This is a genomic window from Streptomyces sp. NPDC033178, from assembly GCF_055577685.1.
Genome location: NZ_JBVIPT010000011.1, coordinates 309,395 through 331,502, shown reverse-complemented (window position 1 = coordinate 331,502; position 22,108 = coordinate 309,395). Strand labels below are relative to the sequence as shown.

Here is a 22,108-nt window from a genome sequence, read left to right as displayed (position 1 = left end):
TTTCACGATGTGCCCCATACACCGGTTCCGCCCCCGTACCGAATCGGCCACCGTCCGCCACGACGGCCCAGGCCGGAACCGTCCCGCGGGATCGTCCCGACGAGTGAGGTCCTCGCAGGTCAGCGAGTGGGACGTCCCGCGATGACGTCACTTTCCCGGCGGTCGTGGCGCAGCACACCGTCCGCCACACAGTCTGATTGCCGAGCCGACCACACGGTCGGCCCGGCCCACCGAGGGCACAGAGGGAACCGAAGCATCGGAGGGGAAAGTATGCGAGCTCTGACGAGGACGATCGTCAGTGTCACCGCCGCCGTCGGGATCGCCGCGGGGGGCCTGGCGGGCTCGGGCGCCGCCTTCGCGGACTCCGCACCGGCCGTGAAGACGGCGGTGAGCACCCAGGACAGCACCATCCTCGCGACGAACAACCTCGGCCTGAGCACCCAGCAGGCCAAGAACATGCAGTGCTTCCTGCGGAACTCTCCGGCGAGCTACACCGGCGCCATCGACGGACTGCTGGGCACCAACAGCTGGAAGGCGTACCAGCGCTGGCTCAAGGAGTACTGGGACTACACCGGTGCCATCGACGGCATCGTCGGCCCCAACACGATCAAGGCTCTGCAGCGCAAGCTGGCCTTCAACTGGGGCTACACGGGCGCCATCGACGGGATCGCCGGATCGGGGACCAAGGCCGCGTTCAAGCGGCTCGCCAACGACAACAGCGTCTTCTTCCCCTGCTGACACGGAAGTTGACGCCCAGTCGGATCGTCGCCGATTGAGGTGAGGACCGCGGTCTGTCCTCTCACGGGGGAGGGGACAGGCCGCTTCTCGTTGTCAGTGGTGGTTGTTACAACTGTGGTGCGGGTGTCCACCGGGGGCGCCCACCACCACAGAGGGGGATGCATCCGTGCGTAGACGCACTGGATGGCGACGCGTCCTGACCGGCGCGTTGGCGAGCCTGGCCGTGACGGCCGGCTTGAGTACAGCCCTGGCCCAGCCCGCCGCGGCGGCCGCCGGAACACCGGCGGCGATCACCAAGTACAGCTACACCAGCCAGGCCGGTGACTACATCGGCCAGGGCGTCAGCGCCGCCTACACACCGGCGACCGCGACGATCACGGCCGGGGGCACCGCGGAGTACGCGCGGTTCCGTGTCTCCACGGACACCACGTGGTGGGACGTCGACCTCGCAGCCCCGGTGGGGGAGGAGCTGCACCCCGGCGTCTACCGCGACGCCGAGCGGGCCGCGTTCCGCACCGGCCGCTCCCCGGGCCTCGACGTCTCCGGCGACGGCCGCGGGTGCAACGAGGTGTACGGCCAGTTCTCGGTCAACCAGTTGGAGACGGACGCCTCCGGCGCGATAACCGTCCTGGACGCCACCTACACCCAGCACTGCGAGTCCGCCGACGCCCCCGCCCTCAAGGGAGTCGTCAAGTACCGGGCGTACCCGCTGTCCTACGCCTACACCAGCGACGCCGGCGACTACATAGGCCAGGGACTGAGCCAGACCCACACCGGCGCCACCAGCACGTTCTCCCTCTCCGGCGGCGCTGACGGGATCCGGTACGGCGTCTCGGGCAAGCGCGAGTACTGGAGCGCGTCCCTCGCCCCGCCCACCGGCGAGCAGTTCGAGGCCGGGCGTACCTACCAGGCCGAGCGCAGCGCCGCCGCGGGCGTCGCGGGGCTCGACGTGGACGGCAACGGACGCGGCTGCAACACGATCACCGGAGAGCTGACGGTGACCAGGCTCGCGCTCAACGACGACGGCACCATCAAGGCGTTCGCGGGGACCTTCGTCCAGCACTGCGAGGGCGCGGAGGCGGCCCTGCGGGGCACGATCCACTACTACGCCTGACGTCAGCAGGGTCTGACCTGTACCAGGTCTGTCCCTCCAGGCCTGTCCCTCTTTGCTGCGTCTGACCTCGCGAACAGGGTGCGGGGGCCGATCCCGGCCCCCGCGCTCAGCGGTTAGCCTTGGCTATGATCGGTTTTCCTGCACTCGGCCGGGCCGCGCGATGAGCGTCGCCGACTCCTTCCCGCTCGGGGCCGCGACCACGCTCGCCGAACTCGCCCGGGATCCGCATCCGCGACTGGCGCAACTGCGTGAGCGGGAGCCCGTGTCGTGGCTGCCCGAACTGGACGGCTGGCTGGTGACCCGGCGCGACCTCGCGATGAGCGTGATGCGGGACGCGTCGACCTTCACCGTCGACGACCCCCGGTTCTCCACCGCGCAGGTCGTCGGGCCGAGCATGCTGTCGCTGGACGGCGACGAGCACACCCGCCACCGCGAGCCCTTCAACCAGCCCTTCCGCCCGCGCGAGGTCCGTAACGGCTTCGCCTCGTTCATCGAGCGGGAGACCGATCGGCTCATCACCGCACTGGAACCGACCGGTGCCGTCGACCTGCGACGCGCCTTCGCCGGCCCGCTCGCGGTCGCCGTCGTCACCGAGGCACTCGGGCTGGTGGGCACCGACGCGGACACAGTGCTCGCCTGGTACGACGCCATCGTGCGGTCGGTCTCCGACATCACCGCCGGACATGAGGCGGCGCCCGCCGGCGCCGCGGCGTACGCGCGGCTACGGGCCGCCGTGGAAGCCACCGTCGCCGACCGGGGCACGTCGTCGCTCCTCGTCTCGGCCGCCGGGCGGCTGGCGGTGCCCGAAGTGGCGTCCAACGCCGCGGTCCTGATGTTCGGAGGCATCGAGACCACCGAGGGGATGATCACCAACGCGCTGCTGCATCTGCTGCTCCACCCCGACCAACTCGCCCTGGTCCGGGCCGACCTCGGCCTCCTGGACGGCGCGATCGAGGAATCGCTGCGCCTCGAACCCGGGGCGGCGGTCGTGGACCGCTACGCCACCTGCGACACCGTCCTCGGCCCGGCCACGATACGCAAGGGCGACCTGGTCACCGTCTCGCTGACGGGCGCCAACCGCGACCCGGCCGTCTTCGCCGACCCCGACCGCTTCGACGTCCGCCGAGAGAACGCACGCCTCCAACTGGCCTTCGCCCACGGCCCGCACTACTGCCTCGCCGCACACCTGGCCCGCCTGGAGACCCGGATCGCGCTCCAGCAGCTGCTCGAACGCCTCCCCGCCCTGCGCCTCGACCCGGAGCACCCCACCGCTCCGTACGGCCTGGTCTTCCGCAAGCCGCTCACCCTGCATGTGCTGTGGGACAGCCCCGCCTGAGGCCGCCCCCGGCCGTCATCGACAGGAGTCCGTGAAGACACGGGCCCGCCGGGTGATCTCCGGCCAGTCCCCGGCGGCCACCAGGGACGGCGGTACGACGTTCGAACCGGCGCACACCGCACGCGCCCCGGCGGCGAGGAAGGCGGCCGCGTTGTCCTCGTTGACGCCGCCCGAGGCCACCAGCGGTACGTCCGGGAACGGGCCGGCCAGATCCCGGAGGTAGCCGGGGCCGAAGGCGCGCGCGGGGAAGATCTTCACCGCGTCGGCGCCGAGGTCGAGCGCCAGCCCGACCTCCGTGGGGGAGAGGGCGCCGAGCACGACCGGCACTCCGGCCGCCGACGCCACCTCGGCCACCTCCGGGCGGCAGCCGGGGGTGACGAGATACCGGGCACCCGCGTCGATCAGTTCCTCGGCCTGTTCGCCGGTCATCACCGTGCCCGCGCCGATGCCGTCCCCGTCGTCGGCCACCGCCCGTCGCAGGTGCGCGGCGAGTCCGGGCGTGGTGCGGGTGAACTCGATCCAGCGGATGCCGCCGGCGCGCAGGGCCGCGCACAACGCCGCCGCGTCGGGTATCTCCGGCGCGCGGACGACGGCGATCACACGGTCCTTCGACAGCTGGGAGAGGAAGTCGGCGGTCATGGGCGGGAGTTCTCCTTCGACGGGGCCCGAACCGGTGGGGCCCGAACCGGTGGGGCCCGAACCGGTGGGGCCCGAACCGATGGGGCCCGAATTGGTGAGGCCTGGCTCGGGCGGTTGCACGGCGGTTTCCTCAGCGGGGCGCCGGGGCGGCCCACGCGTCGTCGTCCAGGGCGAGGCAACGGTCGGTTTCCGTGCGCGGCGGCATGACGGGAACGTCGTCCCGGGTCCGCAGCGCGGCGGCGGCCGCCAGATGGCCGAGACGCAGCCGTGACCGCTCGTCGCGGTCCTCAAGGACACCGGCCAGGTAGCCGGCCGCGAAGGCGTCGCCCGCGCCGACCGGTTCGACGACCTTGGTGGGCAGCGAGGGCACGAACGTCCGCACCCCGTCGGCGTACGAGGTCGCTCCGTGTTCGGCGTCCTTGACGACCACGACGGGCGCGGGAGCGAGCAGGGCCGCGATGTCGTCCGGACGGGCGGTGCCCCACAGCTCCTCGGCCTCGTCCCGTCCCACGAACACGATGTCCGCGGCGCGGGCGAGGGCCAGCAGGCTCTGCGCGGCGTCCGTACCGCGGTCGCGCCAGAGCGCGGGACGGTGGTTCACGTCGAAGGAGACGACCGGACCACGCGTGGCGCGGCCTTCCCGGCCGAGGAGCAGCGCCTCGAGCAGGCTGGCGCAGCTGTCGGAGACGGCTGCGGCCACGCCCGACAGGTGCACGACGCGGGCCCGGCGGAGTACGGGCCGCCCGGCCAGCTCCGGCCCCATCCGGGAGGCGGCCGATCCGCCGCGGTAGTAGTGCGTACGGGTACGGTCCGGACCCGGGTCCTTGAAGTAGACGCCGGTCGGCCGCTCCGGATCGGTCTCTACGGCGCTCACGTCCACGCCCCGCGCGGTGAGTTCGGCCAGGATGCGACGGGCGAACGGATCGTCACCGAGTCGGCTCAGCCAGGCGGCGCGGTGCCCGAGACCGGCAAGTCCGCAGGCGACGTTGGACTCGGCGCCGCCGATGGCCATGCTGAGCGCGGGCTGCTCGGCGAGCGGGCGGGCGTCCGGCGGGCTGAGCACGGCCATCGTCTCGCCGACGCACACGACGTCGGCCACCGGCTCCTGGCTGTCGGCGGTGGGGGGAGTGGACGTCAGGGCCACGGGATTCTCCTGGCGGACGGTGCGGGATTGCGGACTCGACGGTGTGACGGGCGGTCGGGGGAAGGAGGCGACAGGCGGCGGGCGGGGGCACGCCGGGGTCGCATGGTGCTGCGAACGAGCGACCCGCAGGCGCCCAGTGCGACGGGCGGCCCATGCAGGCGGGTCCGTGCACAAGGACCCGCCGCGCCTCACAACACGGTGCCCTCGGTGGCAAGTTGCAGCATCACCTTGCTGCTCCCGCTCCCCGGGTCGGCGGCGACGGCGAGCGCCTCCTCGGCCCGTTCCAGCGGGAAGCGGTGGGTGATCAGCGGGGTCACGTCCAGGCCGTCCCGGAGCGCGAGCAGCGCCTCGTCGATCTCCTCGACGAACCGGTACGAGCCGATCCAGGTGATCTCCCGGGTCACCAGGTCCCCGAGCGCGGCGGCCACGGCCGTGCCGGGCAGGTTGCCCACCTGGACGAGGGTGCCTCCGCGGGCCGTGGCCCGCAGCACAGGACCGAGCGCGGCCGGGGCGCCGGACGCCTCGAAGACCACGTCCACGTCCTCGGGCAGCCGGTCGCCGGTGGACAGGTCGCACGTCTCGTCGGCGCCCATGGAGCGGGCGACGGCGAGGGAGGACGACGCCAGATCGGCGGCGACGATCCGGCCCGCTCCCCGGTATCGCGCGGCGGCGACGACCAGGGAGCCGATCGGTCCACAGCCGTTGACCAGGACCGTACGGCCGCGCAGTTCGGGGGCCCTGCCGACGGCGTGCAGGGCGACGGCCAAAGGCTCGGCGAGGGCGCCCTGTTCGGTGCCGACACCGTCCGGCAGCGGCCGGATCTGGGTCGCGGGGACCGCCCGGTACTCGCTGAACCCGCCGTCGGTGTGCGGGTCGAAGGCCGCCGAGCCGAAGTAGCGGACGCGCGGGTAGAGGTTGGTGCGTCCGGCGATCCGCTCAGGAAGGACGCCGTCGCCGACCAGTTGGGCCGGGTGCACGGTGACCGGCTGCCCTTCCCGGAGGCCGGTGACTCCGTTGCCGAGCGCGGCGATCCGGCCCGCGAACTCGTGCCCGAGCACCAGCGGGTGCGTGAGCGCAGCGGTGCCGGACGCGCCCTTCTTCCAGTACGCGATGTCGGATCCGCAGATCCCGCCCCACTCCAGGGCCAGCAGCACCTCACCCGCGCCCGGCACCGGCCGGGCCCGCTCGTCGACGCGTACGTCGCCGGGACCGTGCACCACGACCGCCCTCATACGGCGTCCTCCAGCCGGACCAGATCGCGTCCGCGTGTCTCGGGCGCGAGGAACGCGCTGACGAAGGTGATGAGTGAGTAGACGACGAGCATCGCCGCGATGGGCCACCAACTGCCGGTGACGGCCGTGAGCGTGGCCGCGAGGACCGGTCCGATCGCCGTGGCGAGGATGCCGCCGATCTCCTTGGCGAGCGCGAGCTGGGTGAACCGGGTGCGGGAGCCGAAGAGTTCGGCCATCGTGACGCTCTCCAGCGAGAAGAGACCGAGGACGCCTACGTTCAGACCGAGGACCATGCCGAGCATCACGCCGGGGGTGGAGCCGGAGGTGATGAGGAGCATCACCGGGACGGCGAGGACGACGGTCAGAGCTGAGAGCGCGAGGTAGATCACACGGCGTCCGAAGCGGTCGCCCAGCAGGCCGACCACCGGCACGGTGGCGAAGCCGACCAGCGAGCCGTACACGATCGCGTCGGTCGGTACGGACCGGCCGACCGCCAGGTTGGTGGCGATGTAACCGACGAGAAACGTCTGCATCAGACCGGAGTTGCCCGCCTGGCCGAAGCGCAGCCCCAGCGCGAGGAAGAACGCCTTGCCCTTGCGCTGGCGGATGCCCGCCGCCAGGACACTGCCCTTGTGCTCGTCCGCCGTGGCGATAGCGGACTCGACCTCGTCACGGGCCAGCGCCACCCCGTCCACCACGTCGGGGCGCTCCTCGAAGACCGGGCTCTCCTTGAGGCTGCGGCGAATCCAGACCGCGAAGATCATGAGCACGAAACTCAGCAGGAAGGGCAACCGCCAGCCCCAGGACAGCAGTTGGTCCTCGCTGAGCACGGCGAGCAGTATGGCCCACAGGCCGGAGGCAGCGAGCGTCCCGGAGTTCGTGCCGAGCGACACCAGCGAGGAGATCAGCCCGCGCTTCTGTACGGGCGCGTACTCGGCCAGCATCACGGTCGCCCCGGCGATCTCGGCACCCGCGCCGAACCCCTGCACCAGGCGCAGCACGACGAGCAGGATCGGCGCGAGAATGCCGATGGTGGCGTACGTGGGCAGCGTGCCGATGAGCGTGGTGGAGGCGCCCATCAGCAGGATCGTGAGGAACAGGACCTTCTTGCGGCCGATCCGGTCGCCCATCCGCCCGAAGTAGACGGCCCCGGCGAGCCGGGCGACGTAACCGACGCCGTAGGTGGCCATCGCGGCGATGAGGCCGATGGCCGGGCTGACGTCCGGGAAGAAGATCTTGTTGAAGACGATCGCGGCGGCCAGCGAGTAGAGCTGGAAGTCCATGAACTCCATGGCCGTGCCGAGCCAGCCCGAGACGGCGGCCCGGGTCAGATCGCGGGTGCTGCGCTGAGCGGATGGCGTCTGCTGAGCGGCTATGACGCTGTCCTTCATCGTGAACTCCATTGTTCGGCGAACGATGTTCGGGGACGGGGAGGCTGTGGGGGAGGACCTGGGATGTTGCGGGGAGGGACCGGGGATCAGATCTCGACGCGTCCGGCCCGCAGCTCGGGGAGCCGGTCCGCGACGGCGGCGGTGAGCGCCTCGTCGTCCGCCAGGTCCACGGCGCCGAGCACGCGCAGCAGTGCGCGTACGGTCTCGGCGGGGCGGGTCGCGGGCCCCCAGCAGGCGGCGAGCGCCTCGGCGGCCGGATCGGCGGGCCCGTCGACGCGGCGGGTGCTCTCCGCCCAGGCGGCCAGGGCGAGTTCGAGGACCGGGGTGCTCGCGCCGCGGGCCCGCAGTTCGCGCAGGCCCGGCAGCCAGCGCTCCGTGATCTTCACCGATCCGTCGGAGCCGATCTGCCGTAGCAGGTGGTGCATGGCGGGATTGCGGAAACGTACGACGAGATCGTCGGCGTACGCGACCGGATCGGGGCCGTCGGCCGGGAGGGTGGGGGCGACCTCGGCGCACAGCGACCGTACGAGGCGCTCGCCCCAGTCCGCCGTCATGGTCTCGGCGACCGTGGCGAGCCCCGCGGCGCTGCCGAGGTAGGCCAGGGCCGAGTGGGAGCCGTTGAGCAGCCGCAGCTTGGTGAGCTGGTAGGGCGCGACGTCCGGCACGAACAGGGCGCCGTCGAGCTCCCAGGGCGGCCGGGGCGCGGCGAAGGAGTCCTCCAGCACCCACTGCCGGTACGGCTCACCCGTCACGGGGAGGGCGTCCCGCACCCCGAGCGCGGCGTCGGCCACCGCCCGGTCGGCCTCGCTGGTCGCGGGCACGATCCGGTCCACGACCGTCGCGGGGAAGGCGACGGACTCGGCCAGCCGGTCCAGGATCTCCGCGCGGTCGGGCCAGGCCGAAGCACGGATGTAGTCGTGGATCACACGACTCAGCGCTGTGCCGTTGTCCGCCATGTTGTCGCAGGACACGACATTGATCGGGGGCGCGCCCGCCCGCATCCGCGCGGCCAGCCCGGCGGCCAGCCGTCCGACCACCGTGGTGAGGTGCCCGTCGGCCGCAGCCGCGAGATCGGCGGCGACCGGTCCGGCCGCGGTGTCGAGCCCGCCCGTCGACGGGGAACGGTGATAGCCCTTCTCCGTCACGGTCAGGGTCACCACCGTCACCTCGGGGTCGGCGAGCAGGGCGTCGACGGTCCTGGCATCGGGGCCCATGGCCAGCGCACCGACGACCGAGCCCACGACGCGCGTGCGGTGCCCGTCCGGACGGCGTTCGGTGAGCGAGTACAGACAGTCCTGGTCCCGCAGGGCGCGTACGGTCGCGGCCGACCGGGGCGCGACCGCGGTGATGCCCCAGGGCTCGCCCGAGCACGCGGCGGCGTGCTCGGTGAAAACGGCCTGGTGCGCCCGGTGGAAGGCGCCGAGACCGAAGTGGACGACACGGGTGCGCAGTTCGGCCGGATCGACGGCGGGCCGCAGTTCGGGTGGGAGCCGGCGGAGGGACTCACGGCTCAACCGGTCGTCGGCGCTCACCAGTCGTGCACCGACCCGTCGAGACGGCGGGCGACCGGGAGGTAGCGCCGCTGGTAGGGGAAGCGCTCGGCGGCCTTCTCGTCGTACTCGACACCGAGGCCAGGCTCCTCGGAGGGGTACAGCATGCCGTCGGCGAAGGTCACCCCCGTACGGAACACCTCGGCGGTCTCGTCGGGGTGGCCCATGTGCTCCTGGATGCCGAAGTTCGGCACGCTGATGTCGACGTGCACGGCGGCCGCCATGCTGACGGGGGAGAGGTCGGTCGCCCCGTGGGATCCGGTCCGCACCTGGTAGAGCGCGGCGAGGTCGAAGATCCGGCGCAGGTGGGTGATGCCGCCCGCGTGGACGACGGTGGTGCGTACGTAGTCGATGAGCTGCTCGGTGATCAGGTGCTGGACGTCCCAGATCGAGTTCATCACCTCGCCGACCGCGATCGGCGTCGTGGTGTGCTGCCGGATGAGCCGGAACGACTCCTGGTTCTCGGCCGGGGTCGGGTCCTCCATCCAGAACAGCCGACAGCCCTCGACGCTCCTGCCGAACCGGGCCGCCTCGATCGGGGTCAGCCGGTGGTGCACGTCGTGCAGCAGGTGGAAGCCGAAGCCGAAGCGCTCCCGCACCGCTTCCAGGTAGGTGGGCGCGAAGCCGAGATAGGCCTCGGTGTCCCAGGGCTGCTCGTCGGGCAGCTCGGTCGCGGCCGGCTCGTAGACCTTGCCCTTGCGCACGCCGTACGTGCCGCCGACCTCGGGTACGGCGGCCTGCGCCCGTACGGCCTTGTAGCCCAGCTCCAGATAGCGCTCGACGTCGTCCAGCAGCGAGGGGGTGTCGGTGCCGCTGGCGTGTGAGTAGACCAGCACGCCGTCACGCGACCGGCCGCCGAGGAGCTGGTAGACGGGCAGTCCGGCCGTCTTGCCCTTGATGTCCCACAGGGCGGTGTCGACGGCGGCGATCGCGGTCATGGTGACCGGCCCGCGCCGCCAGTAGGCACCCTTGTAGAGGTACTGCCACATGTCCTCGATACGAGCCGGGTCCTTGCCAATCAGCAGGGGAACCACGTGGTCGCGCAGATAGCTCGCCACGGACAGCTCACGACCGTTGAGTGTGGCGTCACCGAGTCCGGTCACCCCGTCCGTGGTGGTGATGCGCAGCGTGACGAAGGTGCGGCCGGGGGAGGCGACGAACACCTCGACGCGTTCGATCTTGCTCACAGGTACTCCTTGGGTACTCCTTGGTCGCGAAGTACTTGTATACAAGCATCTGTCGCGCAGCATGGCAATACTTGTGCCGCCGCCCTACGTACGATGTGGACATGGCTCAAACGAACGGGCGGACGAGTCGGCGCGATATCTACCTGAAATTGCGTCAGTTGGTCCTGACCCTCGAACTTCCCCCGGGCGCGGCCCTCTCGGAGAACGAACTCGCCGCGTCGCTGGGCGTCAGCCGCACGCCCGTGCGGGAGAGCCTGATCCTGCTGGCCCAGGAGGGCCTGGTGCAGGTCTTCCCGAAGATCGGGTCGTTCGTCTCGCGGGTGGATCCGGCACAGGTCGCCGACGCGCAGTTCCTCCGGGAGGCGGTGGAGCTCGCCTCGCTCGACGATCTTCCCGAGCAGCTCGACCCCGCGGTCGTCGAGGAACTGCGGGGCAACCTGAACCGCCAGCAGCGCGCGGACCTCGACCTGGAGGAGTTCTTCGACCTTGACGAGGCGTTCCACCAGGGCCTGATGCGCCTGAGCGGTCACGGCAACGTGTGGACCACCGTCGCCGCGGCCAAGGGACACCTGGACCGGGCCCGCCGCCTCGGCCTGCACGAGAACGTGTCCCCGGCCGTCTTCGCCGCCCAGCACCACGAGATCTTCGAGGCGATCGTCGGCGGGAACGTCCCGCTCGCCCGCACGGCCATGCGTACGCACCTGCGGGCCGTCTTCAGCGACATCGAACGCATCCGCGCGCACTCGCCCGAACTGTTCGCGACCGACGCCTCGACGGTTCCCGTGCGACGCAACGTCGTCGTCTGGGAGTGACCCCGCCGCTCGTCCCGGCCTCGGAAAAGTACTTCCCGTCTGCAACCAATACACTGCGGCGACGCGTCCGTCACTTCAGCCGCGAATCGGGGGAGTTGCAGAGATGAACGCCTGGAACCCGCAGGGGCCGCCGCCGTACGACCCGCACGGGGGCAATGTGCCTCCGCAGCCCCAGGGCCCGTACCCGTACAACTCCCCACCGCCGCCCGGCGGTTACCCGCCCAACGCCCCGCAGCCCTACCCGCCGCACCCCTATCCTCCGCACCCCTATCCTCCGCAGCCCGGTCCGCCGTACCCGGGGCCGCTGCCCCAGCGCCGCGTGGGACCGCTCGGGCGGCTGTGGCGCACCGCGGGTCCCATCGCGGTCGGGCGCAAGGTCTTCACACCGTCGCGGCCGGGCCGGGTGGACGACGAGGTGGTCGCCCGTATCCAGAAGATCCGCACTGTCGTCGGCCTGTGCGCCGTCGTGTGGGTGACGCTCTCCTACAAACTCGCCGCGTCCGCGGGGGACATCGCGAGCGACCGCGGAAACCAGGCCTGGAACAACGTCCTTGTGCTCGCGGTGACCTTCCCCGTGGCCGTCGGTGTGCTGATCGCCGCGGCCCGGCCGCCGGCCCGTCAGGAGCTGCTGCGCCGCACCGCGAAGCCCTTCGGTTCGATCCTGGCCATCATGGGCGCCATGTTCGTGTTTCCCGCGGGCGTGCTCACCGGCTTCGTCAGCGGGCGGTTCGCCACCAATCCCGTGATGACGGTGGTCACCGTCGTCGTCACGCTGCTCGCGATCGTCTGGGTCCTCCCGTTCGTCTTCTACGGCGTCGGTATGTCCCTCGTCCATGTCTTCCGCACCGCGGACATCCATGAGACGGTGCCGCCGCTGCTGGCCATCACGCTCGTGTGGGAGATGGCACTGGTGGACATGTTCACAGGGGCCTACGACACCCTGCCGGGGCCCGTCCGGATCGTTGTCACGCTCGGCGCGCCGCTGTCGGTCACCGCGGTGGGCCTCTGGGAACTGCGCCGCCTGCGTACCAACTACGGCCTCACACTGCGCGGCGCACTCATGCGCTGAGGGCGCAGCCCCGGGAGGGGTCCCGGGGCTGGGGCAGCACCATGCCGACATCGAGACTCGTTCTGCGACCCGGGGGAGACCAGGATGAACGAACCGACGCATGCCCTGCCCGACATGCCGGAGCCCACGCCTCCCGAGGACCGGACGCACGACCCGCTGGCCGTCGCCCTCGGCAACGCCTCCCTTCTCGGCGTCGGTTACCTGATGCTGCGGCGGCGCAGATTCGCAGTCGCCGCAGCGGTCGTCACCGTCGTGCTCGTCTCCCGGCTCGTTTCGACCGCCCGGCCGGCGTACGAGATCGCCTTGCTCGTGTGGTGGGTCGCGGTCATCGCCCACGGATGGTTCCTGGCGCGCAGAGGCGGCAGCGGGGTCGCCTCGCGCGGTCAGCGCGTGGTCGCCCTCTGCATCACGCTGTCGGTGGTGCTGGCCGTGACGCTGCTGCGATTCGACGCGTCCAGGATCGAGGAGAGCGTCACCGAGGCCCGCGAAAGCGGAGACTGCGCCGGGGTGTCGAGCGCCCAGGACAGGGTGTGGTTCGGGCATCGCGTCGCCGACGCCCCGCTGTCCGCCCAGGGCGACGAGAGCGTAGAGGCATGCGACCGGCTGCGGTCGGCCCGGACGGAACTGAACACCGCGCTGACCGGGAACACCGATGCCCTGGACGAGGGCTTCGGCACACTCGCCTCCGTCCTCGCCGAACCCGGCAACGAGAAGACGGTCGAGACGACCCTGACCGGATTCCTCGGGGGCCTGCCCGCCAAGGACCCCTGCACCACCGTCACCGTCACCGAATGGCTCCGCGACCGGAAGCGCAGCGACGACGTACTGGACCGGTCCGCCGACACGGCACGGCGAACCGCACCCGCCGCGCTCGTCGGATGCGGCGACGAGCTGATGGCGGACAGCAGCTGGCAGGACGCCCGTGCGCACTACGAGCGGCTGCTGGAGCGCTACCCCGGCGACGACCTGGCGGACAAGGCCAGGAAGGGCGCCCGGAAGGCCACCCAGAGCATCGAGTTGGCCAACGTGCGCAGCCTGCTCGCACCGGGCTCCGGAACCCAGCCCGAGTACTGCTCCCATCCGGCGAAGTACAGCGGCGCCAAGCCCATGGGCAAGGGCACCAACCGCGCGCTGTTCCACACCGGCAACACATACGGCGACGACTACTCCGACAAGCTCCCCGGCTCCTGGAAGGCCGCCGACGCGGCCGACGCCGTCCTGGTGGTCTGCATGGGCGAGGACACCTTCGGCACGTCCGTCCGCACCTGCCCGTACCAGGGCCGGTCCTCCGGGTCCACCACCTACGTGACCTTCCACAAGATCGCGATCCCGGTGAAGGTCTACGAGGTGCGCACCGGCAAACTCGTCGCCAAGCGCAAGATCCAGATCAACGGGTCGAGTTGCCCCGCCCTCATCACGTACTTCACCGCCGGCGAATCCGACTCGGGCCCGCCGTCGACCAGGTACGTCAGCGAGTCGAAGTCCGACGTGCGCTCCGCGTTCCGGCCGCTGGTCGTCCGCTGAGCGGCAGCCCGGCCGGGCGAGGGCCGAGTAGAGGGAGGCAGGGAGTCAGCTCTTGGGGAAGAACTCCAGCACCGCCTTGCCACCCTTCAGGGACTTCACGTGGAAGCCGAGCCTGTTCAGCCCGCCGGTGCCGCCCTCACCGACCGAGGTGCTCAGGAACACGCCGGAACCGGAGGACTGGAGCATCACGGCGTCCTCCGTGACCTTCGTGACCCGGAGGTTGCTGACCCCGAACCGGCTGTCGACCTTGATGGTCATGGGCTTCGACACGGTGATCTCACACCGCCCGTCGAAGCAGGCGTCGGCATCGGTGCCGCCGCCGGGGGCGTCCGACGTGGCCGGTCCACTCGGGGACGGGGACAGGGGCGGGGACGGTGAGCTGGACGGCGACGCCGACTGCGAGGACGGCCGTGCCGACTCCGACGGTGTACGCGTGGAAGACGACTCCACCCCCTCCCCGGCGCCGTCGTCCCGGCCGCCATCGCCACCCCCTCCGCAGCCGGTGAGGACCACCATCAGGGCCAGCACCCCCGCGACTCCGACCCGGCCCCTGCCCGTGCTCATCCGTTCACCCTTCGACGCGTATCAACTCGTACGCCCACCACGGCCGTTGAGCGCCGAGCTCCGAGCGAGGGGGCATCCCACTCCTACTTATACGGACCAGCCTTGGGGAGGGGTCCCGGAGAGGGTGCGGACCCTGAGGAATACACCTGTTGGTGAACCGACACCCCTGACAACCCAGACCCCGACGAACCGAGGAGTCCAGCGATGCCCCTCTCCGCCAGCCTGGCGCGCGGTGTCGCGCCGGCCGCCCCCGGCACCCTGCATGCCCGTACGGTCACCGGCGACCTCAGTGCTCCGCCCCGGCAGGGCCTGACGGTCCGCTTCGGGCGCGGTGAGAAGCCGGACGTCGACCTGGGCGTCGGCCTGGACGACCTGCGGGTGAGCCGGCGGCACGGCGAACTGACGTACCTCCAGGGGCAGTGGTGGCTGCGCAACACCGGGCAGCAGCTCGTCCGGCTGCCCCGCGGCCGGATGATGCACCTCAGCACCGAGCCGCTCCCGCTCACCACCGGCTACACCCCGCTGTTCGTCAAGGGCTCCGGCTACCGGGAGCACCTCGTCGAGCTGTACGTGGCGGGCCACGACGACCAGGGCCCGGTGTCCCGACGCCGCGCCGAGACCGTACGGCCGGAGACCTGGGCGCTCGACGACGACGAACGGCTGCTGCTCGTCGTGCTCGGTCAGCGGTACCTCCTGTACGAGGAGGACCCGAGACCCCTGACGTACGCGATGGCCGCCAAGCAGCTCATCTACCTTCATCCGGACGGCAATTGGAACGAGCGCAGGATCGAGTACCGGATCGAGGCCGTACGCAGGCGACTGCACCGCACCGGATTCCGGTATCCGCTGATGCACGACAAGTCGGAGGGCCGTCCCAACGACAACGGTCTGCTGCACAACCTGCTCAAGGGGCTGGTGGAGTCCACGACGCTCGTACCGCCGGACCTGGACCTGATGGAGGACAACACGGCCTGGCCGGACCCCGAGCAGCGGGGGTGACGTGCGGGGACTCGGCCCGGGTCCTCCGCAGGTCATTGCGTGCGCAGTGCGGCAGCGGCCGCGGCGGCGAGGTCGGTCACCATCGTGCAGAGCTCGTCCGTGGGCCGTTCGCCGCCGACGCGCAGGCGCAGCATCTCGGCGGCCGTCTCGGTGTCCTGGCCGCTGTACTCGCGGTACTCGACGAAGACCGTGCACGTCCTCTCGCCGTTGCCCTCCGGTACGACCAAGGCGTCGTAACCGCTGAGTCTGACAGGGGCGCCGTCCGCCGTGGACCTGGGCTCGTCGCGGAAGAAGCCCACCTCCGCCTCCAGATCGTCGACGCGGCTCTGCCACTCGCAGCTCCAGTCCGCGACGCCGACCTTCGGCACGTCGAACCTGACTCCGGGAACGACGGACAGCGCCTCGGCGTCGAGCAGTTCGCAGGCGTTCGCCCAGACCAGTGAGGCGGCCGGGTAGGCAGGGGAACGGCGGGGGACCGGGCCCTGGTTGAGGACCTCGGCCGTGCTCCGGGCGGCCACGTCGGCGACCGCGCACAGCGTCGCGTTGCCGCCGGCCACAGAGCCGTCACCCATGTTGACGCGGATGCCGACAGTCATGCCGCCGGTGTCGCCATCGGGATGACGGTCGGGATCGCCGACGGGCGTCAGCAGCAGTCCGCACTCGTCGTCCTCCGGCGGCGCCTCCGTGATGTCGATCGCCCCGATGGTTCTGACGGGCTCCGACGACTCGGGCGGCGAGCCCGCCCGAAGCTGGATCGACACGTCGATCCGGGTCTCGTCGTCGGGGTGGACGAGTACGTCGCAGCGGTCGAAGTTCCCGTAGTCCACGTCCAGTTCGGCCTCACCGAACCGGCCGAGAGCACCGGTGTCGGCCAGGGCACACAGGTCGGCGGTGTGCGGATCGCCGATCAGGGCGCGGGGTTCGCCCTTCGTGCCCTCCGCGCCCTTTGAGGCGTTGTCCTTGAGCCGACTCTGGCCGGATCCGGAGGTTGCTCGTCCGTCATGGCCGCCGTCGGGGACGACGGCGAGCCCCAAGGCCAGCGCGGCGCACACGCCGAGGGCCGCCGCGATCAGCGACCGACGCCGACGCCATCGCGGCCGCCCGGCGGGCTTTCCCACCAAACCATCCGCACCGTCCAAACCATCCGCACCGTCCTGACCATCCGAGCCGCCCAAGTCGTCCGGACTGTCAGGGGTATCGATGGACTCCAGGAGCTGCCTGACCTCGGCGGCGTCGGGGCGTTGCCGCGGATCGCGTCGCAGCATGGCGGAGAGCACGGGATACAGGGGTCCCACGGCCGCGGCGTCCATCTCGACGACGCCCTGCTCGGCCTTCCAGTACCTGAGGCGTTCGCCGTCCTCCCCGTTCCCTGCCTCCCCCTCCTCGCCCGCCTCCCGGTGGTCGTCGCCCTCCCCGGGCTCGCCGCCGCGTGGAGGCGAGCCGGTGACCAGCGCGTAGAGAGTCGTGGCCAGGCAGAACACGTCCGAGGCGGGTCGGGGGACGTTCCCCCGGGCCAGTTCGGGGGCGGCGTAGTCCGGAGTGAAGCTGAAGGGGCCGTTGGCCGTGATGGTCTCGGTGCCGCCGATCCGGTACGCGGCGCCGAAGTCCAGCAGCTTCGCGGTACCCCGCCGGGTGAGGCCGATGTTGGCGGGCTTGACGTCGCAGTGGACGATGCCCGCCTCGTGCAACGCGGCCAACGCGTCCGCGAGTTGGGCACCGATGCGGGCCGCCCGTAAGGGAGACATCGGCGGCTGTCGGTCCAGGCTGCCGCCGGACACGTACTCCGTGATGAACCAGTACGTCTCCGCGCTCTCCTCGTCCTGAGGCACGGTCACCACGTCGAGCAGGGTCACCACGTGGGGATGGTCGCGGAACCTGGCCATGGCACGCGGCTCGCCCAACAGCCGCCGTACCGCGGTCTCGTGGTCGCCGTCGATCCGCTCCGGTTTCAGGGCGACGTCCTGCCCGACCACCGTGTCGTGGGCCAGCCACACATCGCCGCTCCGCCCCGCGCCGATGACCTCCTTGAGGACATAGCGGCCGGTCAACCGCTCTCCGGAACGCACAGTTCCCCCCTCACCCCGAGTCCCCGACGCACGCGGCCGCGGGGCCGCACACGTGAATCGAACCTACTGCGTGTGGCGATCAGTACGCAGAGTCTGCGCGGAGCCTGCATCAGACGTCCGCATGCGTAGAGGTTGTGGGGCCGGCGGAGAGGTCCCGGAACGAGAACGTCCGGGCCGGCCTGTGCAGGCCGGCCCGGACGGTCACCATGAACTGATCAGACGAGGTCGAACCGGTCGAGGTCCATGACCTTGGCCCACGCCGCGACGAAGTCGTTCACGAACTTCTCCTTCGCGTCGTCGGCCGCGTAGACCTCCGCGAGCGCGCGCAGCTCGGAGTTCGAGCCGAAGACGAGGTCGGCACGGGTGCCGGTCCACTTGACGTCGCCCGTGGCGTCGTCGCGGGCCTCGAAGGTGGTCGCGTCCTCGGACGTCGCCGTCCACGTCGTGCCCAGGTCGAGCAGGTTGACGTAGAAGTCGTTCGTCAGCTTGCCGGGGGTCGCGGTGAGGACACCGAGCGACGACTGCTGGTGGTTGGCGCCCAGGACGCGCAGGCCACCGACGAGGACCGTCAGCTCGGGGCCGCTGAGGGTCAGCAGGTTCGCACGGTCGAGCAGCAGGTACTCGGCCGGCAGGCGGTTGCCCTTGCCGAGGTAGTTGCGGAACCCGTCGGCGGTCGGCTCAAGGGCGGCGAAGGACTCCGCGTCGGTGTGCTCCTCCGTGGCGTCGACACGGCCCGGGGTGAAGGGCACCGTGACGTCGTGACCGGCGTCCTTGGCGGCCTTCTCGACGGCCGCGCTGCCGCCGAGCACGATCAGGTCGGCCAGCGAGACCTTCTTGGCGCCGGAGTTGAACTCCGCCTGGATGCCCTCCAGGACACGCAGCACCTGGGCGAGCTGGTCGGGGTCGTTGGCGTCCCAGCCGCGCTGCGGCTCCAGACGGACGCGCGCGCCGTTGGCGCCGCCGCGCTTGTCGCTGCCGCGGAACGTCGAGGCCGAGGCCCAGGCGGCCGAGACCAGCTGCGAGACGGTCAGCTCCGAGTCGAGGATCTTCGCCTTGAGGGCGGTGACGTCCTCGGCGCCGATGACCTCGCCCTCCGCCTCCGGCAGCGGGTCCTGCCACAGCAGGGTCTCCGCCGGGACCTCCGGGCCGAGGTAGAGCGACTTCGGGCCCATGTCACGGTGGGTCAGCTTGTACCAGGCGCGGGCGAAGGCGTCCGCGAACTCCGCCGGGTTCTCGTGGAAGCGGCGGGAGATGGGCTCGTAGATCGGGTCGAAGCGCAGCGACAGGTCCGTCGTGAGCATCGACGGGGCGATCTTCTTCGAGGAGTCGTGGGCGGCCGGGACGGTGCCCTCGCCCGCGCCGTCCTTCGGCTTCCACTGGTTGGCGCCGGCGGGGCTCTGCGTGAGCTCCCACTCGTAGCCGAAGAGGTTGTCGAAGAAGCCGTTGCTCCACTGGGTGGGCGTGGTGGTCCAGGTGACCTCCAGGCCGGACGTGATGGCGTCCGCGCCCTTGCCGGTGCCGAAGGAGTTCTTCCAGCCGAAGCCCTGCTGCTCGATCGGGGCGGCCTCGGGGTCGTCGCCGACGTGGTCCGCCGGGCCCGCGCCGTGGGTCTTGCCGAAGGTGTGACCGCCCGCGATCAGGGCGACCGTCTCCTCGTCGTTCATCGCCATCCGGCGGAAGGTCTCACGGATGTCGCGGGCCGCGGCGATCGGGTCCGGGTTGCCGTTGGGGCCCTCGGGGTTGACGTAGATGAGGCCCATCTGGACGGCGCCGAGCGGGCTCTCCAGCTCACGGTCGCCGGTGTAGCGCTGGTCGTCGAGCCAGGTGGTCTCGGGACCCCAGTACACGTCCTCCTCGGACTCCCAGACGTCCGCACGGCCGCCGGCGAAGCCGAAGGTCTCGAAGCCCATCTGCTCAAGCGCGACGTTGCCGGTCAGGATCATGAGGTCGGCCCAGGAGAGGCTCTGGCCGTACTTCTTCTTCACCGGCCACAGCAGACGGCGGGCCTTGTCGAGGTTGCCGTTGTCCGGCCAGCTGTTCAGGGGAGCGAACCGCTGCTGACCGGCACCGGCGCCGCCGCGGCCGTCGCTGATGCGGTAGGTGCCCGCGCTGTGCCACGCCATACGGATCATGAAGGGGCCGTAGTTGCCGAAGTCGGCCGGCCACCAGTCCTGCGAGGTGGTCAGTACCTCGGCGATGTCCTGTTTAACGGCCGCGAGGTCGAGGTTCTTGAACGCCTCGGCGTAGTCGAACTCCTCCCCGAGCGGGTTGGCCACGGCGGGGTTCTTGGCAAGGATCTTCAGGTTGAGCCGCTCCGGCCACCACTGGCGGTTTCCGCCGCCCTGGGTCGGGTGCGGCGCGCGCTCGTGTGCGACCGGGCAGCCTCCCGCCTCCGAGGGCTTCGGGTCAGTGACGATCGCATCATGGTTCTCAGTCATGAGAGTCCTTCCGAACTGGGTGTATCACGGTGCTCAGGAACTGCGGCTGGTGGAACAGGCGGGGCACAGGCCCCAGTAGATGACTTCGGCCTCGTCGACCGCGAAGCCGCGGTCGTCGGACGCGGTCAGGCAGGGGGCGTGGCCGACCGCGCAGTCGACGTCGGCGACGACGCCGCACGAACGGCACACGAGGTGGTGGTGGTTGTCCCCGACGCGTCCCTCGAACCGGGCCGGGCTGCCGGGCGGTTCGAGGCGGCGTATGAGTCCCGCCGCGGTGAGTGCGTGGAGGGCCTCGTACACGGCTTGGAGGGAGATGTGGCCCACGCGGTCGCGTACCCCGGAGGCGATCGCCTCGACTCCGAGGTGGTCGCCGCTGCGGACGGTTTCGAGCAGTGCGACGCGGGCGGCCGTCACCCGCAGGCCGACACCGCGCAGCTCCTCGGCGGTGGTCGGAGTACGAGGTGTGGTCATGGCGCCAAACCTAGCGCCCTAAACACGAATAGTTCAAGAAAGCGAAGGTTCCAAGTTAGGTAAGTCCCGCCGAACGGATCGTCGGGCCCGTCACCACCTTGACGGGTGATGAAAACTCCTGCGATCATCATCACCTGTTCGACAGGTGACGCGAACGGGCCGGGTGACGCCGCCCTCGCCACGATCGAGCCCGGAACGAACCCGGATCGACCTCAGGAGGACGAGATGGTGCATCAGGAGAACGCTCCGGACACCGCCCAGGTCGCACGCCGTACGCGATTCGGCACCTTGCCGGAGCGCGTCAGCCTGGCGGACATGGTCGAGGAGAAGCCGGCGACCGTGCCCGACCCGGCGAGGGACACGTACAACTCCGACGAATGGCTGGTCCGTACGTGTCTGTGAGTCCGGGCGACCGCGCGGCGGGCCTCGACGTCGGCGACGTACGCTTGCTCATACCTCCGAGGGGAAGCGGATCATGACCACACCGCGGGACCTGTTGATCGTCGCCATGGATGGGGAATCCGGCCGCCCTGCGGACCGGGGCAGCCTGTCCCTCGCGCTCGCCGGGGCCGAGGTCGTCGACCTCCTCGGTGTCCGGGCCGTCGCCCTGGACGGCGACCGCGTCGTGCCCGGCGACCTGCACGCCCTGGACGACCCCCTGCTGCGTGAGGCCGCGTCGTCGCTCGTCCGCCAGGCGCCGTACGAGTCGGTGGAGGACTGGCTGTGGCGCCGGGGCCGTGACCTGTCATCGGCCTATCTGGCCGCCTTCGAGACCGAGGGCCAGCTCACCCGGCAACGCCGCCGTCTGGTGTCCTTCCGGGCAGGTGAGGTGGCGCTCGTCGATTCCCCCGCCCGCCGCGGGGCCGTCGATCGCTGGGAGTCGCACGAGCCCGTTCTGGTCGCTCTCGCGACGGCCGCCGGGCTGTACGGCGAGCCGCTCGACGAGACTGGGGCCGCCGAGGACTCCCCGACCACGCCGGACACCCCGGACATCGCTGACGACGAGGTGGCGACGGTACTGGCAGCCGTCAACGACGCGGTGATGGAACTGGAAGCCGTTCGTCAGCGCCGCTCCATCGAGGACGCGGCCTTCGACAACGTCTGGCGCGGCCTGTGACACGAGCCCGGGCCGGAGCGCCCGTGGGCGACCGGTTCACGGGGTACCGGTTCACGGGTAAATAGTCGATCGGTCGTATATTGGTCGTATGGGACGGACCAGCAACGCCAGGGAGAAGATCCTCACCGCCGCACAGTCACTCATCGGGCAGCGGGGTTACTCGGCCCTCGGCACCGCCGAGATCTGCAAGGTCGCGGGCGTGCCGAAGGGCAGCTTCTACTACTTCTTCGAGACCAAGGAAGCGCTCGCCCTGGCTGTTCTCGACGAGCACTGGGAGACTCAGCGCGGCGACTGGAGCCGCATCCTGCGCGGCGGCGGTGAGCCGCTCCAGCGGCTGCGTCAGCTGTTCGAGGAGACCGAGGCGGGCCAGCGTGCCGGTCAGCAGAGCTGCGGCACCGTCTCGGGGTGTCTGTTCGGGAATCTGACACTGGAACTGAGCAACCAGACCGAGGCCGTTCGTTCGCGTCTGCAAGGAATCTTCGACGCGCAGGTCGGCATGGTCGAGGAGGTCGTCGTCGAGGCCGCGGAGCGGGGCGAGATCGCCATCGGCGACCCCCGCGAGGCCGCCCGGTCCGTCGTCGCGCAACTCGAAGGCCAGGTGCTCTTCGCCAAGCTCTACAACGACCCTCAGCGCCTCGACGTCCTGTGGAGGAACTGCCTCGCCATCCTCGGGGCCCGGCTGCCGGCGGCATAGGCCGCGGGTGCTTCCTGCCGGTA

At 70.9% G+C, this 22,108-nt stretch carries 20 protein-coding genes; 10 read left to right on the top strand and 10 right to left on the bottom strand.

Going from position 1 to position 22,108, the window contains the following annotated elements; all coding sequences use genetic code 11:
* Nucleotides 1-270: 270 nt before the first annotated feature.
* The 3 genes from ACZ5VQ_RS27520 (at nucleotide 271) to ACZ5VQ_RS27510 (ending at nucleotide 3,188) form a co-directional block, all read left to right on the top strand.
* Nucleotides 271-738: a peptidoglycan-binding domain-containing protein gene (locus ACZ5VQ_RS27520; RefSeq protein ID WP_469107214.1), complete on the top strand. Its 468-nt coding sequence runs from the start codon at nucleotides 271-273 to the stop codon at nucleotides 736-738.
* A gap of 166 nt (nucleotides 739-904) precedes the next feature.
* Nucleotides 905-1,852, top strand: coding sequence for a hypothetical protein (locus tag ACZ5VQ_RS27515; protein ID WP_469107213.1), 948 nt, complete (start codon nucleotides 905-907; stop codon nucleotides 1,850-1,852).
* Nucleotides 1,853-2,012: 160 nt separating this feature from the next.
* Nucleotides 2,013-3,188: a cytochrome P450 gene (locus ACZ5VQ_RS27510; RefSeq protein ID WP_469107212.1), complete on the top strand. Its 1,176-nt coding sequence runs from the start codon at nucleotides 2,013-2,015 to the stop codon at nucleotides 3,186-3,188.
* Nucleotides 3,189-3,203: 15 nt separating this feature from the next.
* On the opposite strand, the gene ACZ5VQ_RS27505 is transcribed toward ACZ5VQ_RS27510, so the two are convergent.
* The 6 genes from ACZ5VQ_RS27505 to manD form a co-directional block, all read right to left on the bottom strand.
* On the bottom strand, nucleotides 3,204-3,827 hold the full coding sequence (locus ACZ5VQ_RS27505; protein ID WP_469107211.1) for a bifunctional 4-hydroxy-2-oxoglutarate aldolase/2-dehydro-3-deoxy-phosphogluconate aldolase: 624 nt from the start codon (nucleotides 3,825-3,827) through the stop codon (nucleotides 3,204-3,206).
* Between the two features lie 130 nt (nucleotides 3,828-3,957).
* Nucleotides 3,958-4,971, bottom strand: a complete 1,014-nt coding sequence (locus ACZ5VQ_RS27500; RefSeq protein ID WP_469107210.1) for a sugar kinase — start codon at nucleotides 4,969-4,971, stop codon at nucleotides 3,958-3,960.
* A gap of 188 nt (nucleotides 4,972-5,159) precedes the next feature.
* The gene (locus tag ACZ5VQ_RS27495; RefSeq protein ID WP_469107209.1) at nucleotides 5,160-6,203 is read right to left on the bottom strand and encodes an L-idonate 5-dehydrogenase; all 1,044 of its coding nucleotides are present in this window, start codon (nucleotides 6,201-6,203) and stop codon (nucleotides 5,160-5,162) included.
* A complete protein-coding gene (locus tag ACZ5VQ_RS27490) occupies nucleotides 6,200-7,594 on the bottom strand; it encodes an MFS transporter (RefSeq protein WP_469107208.1) in 1,395 nt (464 codons plus the stop codon). The genes ACZ5VQ_RS27495 and ACZ5VQ_RS27490 overlap by 4 nt, the downstream gene beginning before the upstream one ends.
* A gap of 86 nt (nucleotides 7,595-7,680) precedes the next feature.
* On the bottom strand, nucleotides 7,681-9,126 hold the full coding sequence (locus tag ACZ5VQ_RS27485) for a mannitol dehydrogenase family protein (RefSeq protein ID WP_469107207.1): 1,446 nt from the start codon (nucleotides 9,124-9,126) through the stop codon (nucleotides 7,681-7,683).
* Nucleotides 9,123-10,331 carry a D-mannonate dehydratase ManD gene (gene manD, locus ACZ5VQ_RS27480; RefSeq protein WP_469107206.1) on the bottom strand — a complete coding sequence of 403 codons (1,209 nt, stop codon included), beginning with the start codon at nucleotides 10,329-10,331 and terminating at the stop codon, nucleotides 9,123-9,125. Before manD ends, ACZ5VQ_RS27485 begins: the two co-directional genes overlap by 4 nt.
* Nucleotides 10,332-10,432: 101 nt before the next feature.
* Here manD and ACZ5VQ_RS27475 point away from each other — a divergent pair, with 101 nt between their 5' ends.
* From ACZ5VQ_RS27475 to ACZ5VQ_RS27465, 3 genes are all read left to right on the top strand, one after another.
* Nucleotides 10,433-11,143: a GntR family transcriptional regulator gene (locus ACZ5VQ_RS27475; protein ID WP_469107205.1), complete on the top strand. Its 711-nt coding sequence runs from the start codon at nucleotides 10,433-10,435 to the stop codon at nucleotides 11,141-11,143.
* Between the two features lie 103 nt (nucleotides 11,144-11,246).
* Entirely contained in the window at nucleotides 11,247-12,212 is a 966-nt protein-coding gene (locus ACZ5VQ_RS27470; RefSeq protein WP_469107204.1) for a hypothetical protein, read from the top strand.
* 84 nt (nucleotides 12,213-12,296) lie between these two features.
* On the top strand, nucleotides 12,297-13,736 hold the full coding sequence (locus tag ACZ5VQ_RS27465) for a tetratricopeptide repeat protein (RefSeq protein WP_469107203.1): 1,440 nt from the start codon (nucleotides 12,297-12,299) through the stop codon (nucleotides 13,734-13,736).
* A gap of 45 nt (nucleotides 13,737-13,781) precedes the next feature.
* Here the strand turns inward: ACZ5VQ_RS27465 and ACZ5VQ_RS27460 are convergent, their stop codons facing one another.
* Nucleotides 13,782-14,300, bottom strand: coding sequence for a hypothetical protein (locus ACZ5VQ_RS27460; protein ID WP_469107202.1), 519 nt, complete (start codon nucleotides 14,298-14,300; stop codon nucleotides 13,782-13,784).
* Nucleotides 14,301-14,504: 204 nt separating this feature from the next.
* On the opposite strand from ACZ5VQ_RS27460, the gene ACZ5VQ_RS27455 reads away from it, so the two are divergent.
* Nucleotides 14,505-15,299: an FHA domain-containing protein gene (locus ACZ5VQ_RS27455; protein WP_469107201.1), complete on the top strand. Its 795-nt coding sequence runs from the start codon at nucleotides 14,505-14,507 to the stop codon at nucleotides 15,297-15,299.
* A 32-nt stretch (nucleotides 15,300-15,331) separates the two neighbouring features.
* On the opposite strand, the gene ACZ5VQ_RS27450 is transcribed toward ACZ5VQ_RS27455, so the two are convergent.
* The 3 genes from ACZ5VQ_RS27450 to ACZ5VQ_RS27440 form a co-directional block, all read right to left on the bottom strand.
* A complete protein-coding gene (locus ACZ5VQ_RS27450; RefSeq protein ID WP_469107200.1) occupies nucleotides 15,332-17,365 on the bottom strand; it encodes a serine/threonine-protein kinase in 2,034 nt (677 codons plus the stop codon).
* 215 nt (nucleotides 17,366-17,580) lie between these two features.
* Nucleotides 17,581-19,803 carry a catalase/peroxidase HPI gene (katG, locus tag ACZ5VQ_RS27445; RefSeq protein WP_469107199.1) on the bottom strand — a complete coding sequence of 741 codons (2,223 nt, stop codon included), beginning with the start codon at nucleotides 19,801-19,803 and terminating at the stop codon, nucleotides 17,581-17,583.
* 33 nt (nucleotides 19,804-19,836) lie between these two features.
* Complete coding sequence (locus ACZ5VQ_RS27440) at nucleotides 19,837-20,274, bottom strand: Fur family transcriptional regulator (protein ID WP_362068389.1); 438 nt, start codon at nucleotides 20,272-20,274, stop codon at nucleotides 19,837-19,839.
* A 108-nt stretch (nucleotides 20,275-20,382) separates the two neighbouring features.
* On the opposite strand from ACZ5VQ_RS27440, the gene ACZ5VQ_RS27435 reads away from it, so the two are divergent.
* From ACZ5VQ_RS27435 to ACZ5VQ_RS27425, 3 genes are all read left to right on the top strand, one after another.
* Complete coding sequence (locus ACZ5VQ_RS27435) at nucleotides 20,383-20,676, top strand: hypothetical protein (RefSeq protein ID WP_469107198.1); 294 nt, start codon at nucleotides 20,383-20,385, stop codon at nucleotides 20,674-20,676.
* Nucleotides 20,677-20,749: 73 nt separating this feature from the next.
* On the top strand, nucleotides 20,750-21,391 hold the full coding sequence (locus ACZ5VQ_RS27430) for a GOLPH3/VPS74 family protein (RefSeq protein WP_469107197.1): 642 nt from the start codon (nucleotides 20,750-20,752) through the stop codon (nucleotides 21,389-21,391).
* 88 nt (nucleotides 21,392-21,479) lie between these two features.
* Nucleotides 21,480-22,085 (top strand): TetR/AcrR family transcriptional regulator, encoded by a 606-nt coding sequence (locus tag ACZ5VQ_RS27425; RefSeq protein WP_362068395.1) that lies wholly within the window; start codon nucleotides 21,480-21,482, stop codon nucleotides 22,083-22,085.
* Nucleotides 22,086-22,108: the final 23 nt, after the last annotated feature.

Excerpts from the sequence above, each read along its gene's own strand:
- ACZ5VQ_RS27455 (WP_469107201.1), top strand. The coding sequence starts at position 14,505 with ATGCCCCTCTCCGCCAGCCTGGCGCGCGGTGTCGCGCCGGCCGCCCCC.
- ACZ5VQ_RS27505 (WP_469107211.1), bottom strand. The coding sequence starts at position 3,827 with ATGACCGCCGACTTCCTCTCCCAGCTGTCGAAGGACCGTGTGATCGCC.
- katG (WP_469107199.1), bottom strand. The coding sequence starts at position 19,803 with ATGACTGAGAACCATGATGCGATCGTCACTGACCCGAAGCCCTCGGAG.
- ACZ5VQ_RS27490 (WP_469107208.1), bottom strand. The coding sequence starts at position 7,594 with ATGAAGGACAGCGTCATAGCCGCTCAGCAGACGCCATCCGCTCAGCGC.
- ACZ5VQ_RS27510 (WP_469107212.1), top strand. The coding sequence starts at position 2,013 with ATGAGCGTCGCCGACTCCTTCCCGCTCGGGGCCGCGACCACGCTCGCC.
- ACZ5VQ_RS27475 (WP_469107205.1), top strand. The coding sequence starts at position 10,433 with ATGGCTCAAACGAACGGGCGGACGAGTCGGCGCGATATCTACCTGAAA.
- ACZ5VQ_RS27440 (WP_362068389.1), bottom strand. The coding sequence starts at position 20,274 with ATGACCACACCTCGTACTCCGACCACCGCCGAGGAGCTGCGCGGTGTC.
- ACZ5VQ_RS27495 (WP_469107209.1), bottom strand. The coding sequence starts at position 6,203 with ATGAGGGCGGTCGTGGTGCACGGTCCCGGCGACGTACGCGTCGACGAG.
- ACZ5VQ_RS27425 (WP_362068395.1), top strand. The coding sequence starts at position 21,480 with ATGGGACGGACCAGCAACGCCAGGGAGAAGATCCTCACCGCCGCACAG.
- ACZ5VQ_RS27520 (WP_469107214.1), top strand. The coding sequence starts at position 271 with ATGCGAGCTCTGACGAGGACGATCGTCAGTGTCACCGCCGCCGTCGGG.
- ACZ5VQ_RS27430 (WP_469107197.1), top strand. The coding sequence starts at position 20,750 with ATGACCACACCGCGGGACCTGTTGATCGTCGCCATGGATGGGGAATCC.
- ACZ5VQ_RS27435 (WP_469107198.1), top strand. The coding sequence starts at position 20,383 with ATGAAAACTCCTGCGATCATCATCACCTGTTCGACAGGTGACGCGAAC.
- ACZ5VQ_RS27465 (WP_469107203.1), top strand. The coding sequence starts at position 12,297 with ATGAACGAACCGACGCATGCCCTGCCCGACATGCCGGAGCCCACGCCT.
- ACZ5VQ_RS27460 (WP_469107202.1), bottom strand. The coding sequence starts at position 14,300 with ATGAGCACGGGCAGGGGCCGGGTCGGAGTCGCGGGGGTGCTGGCCCTG.
- ACZ5VQ_RS27470 (WP_469107204.1), top strand. The coding sequence starts at position 11,247 with ATGAACGCCTGGAACCCGCAGGGGCCGCCGCCGTACGACCCGCACGGG.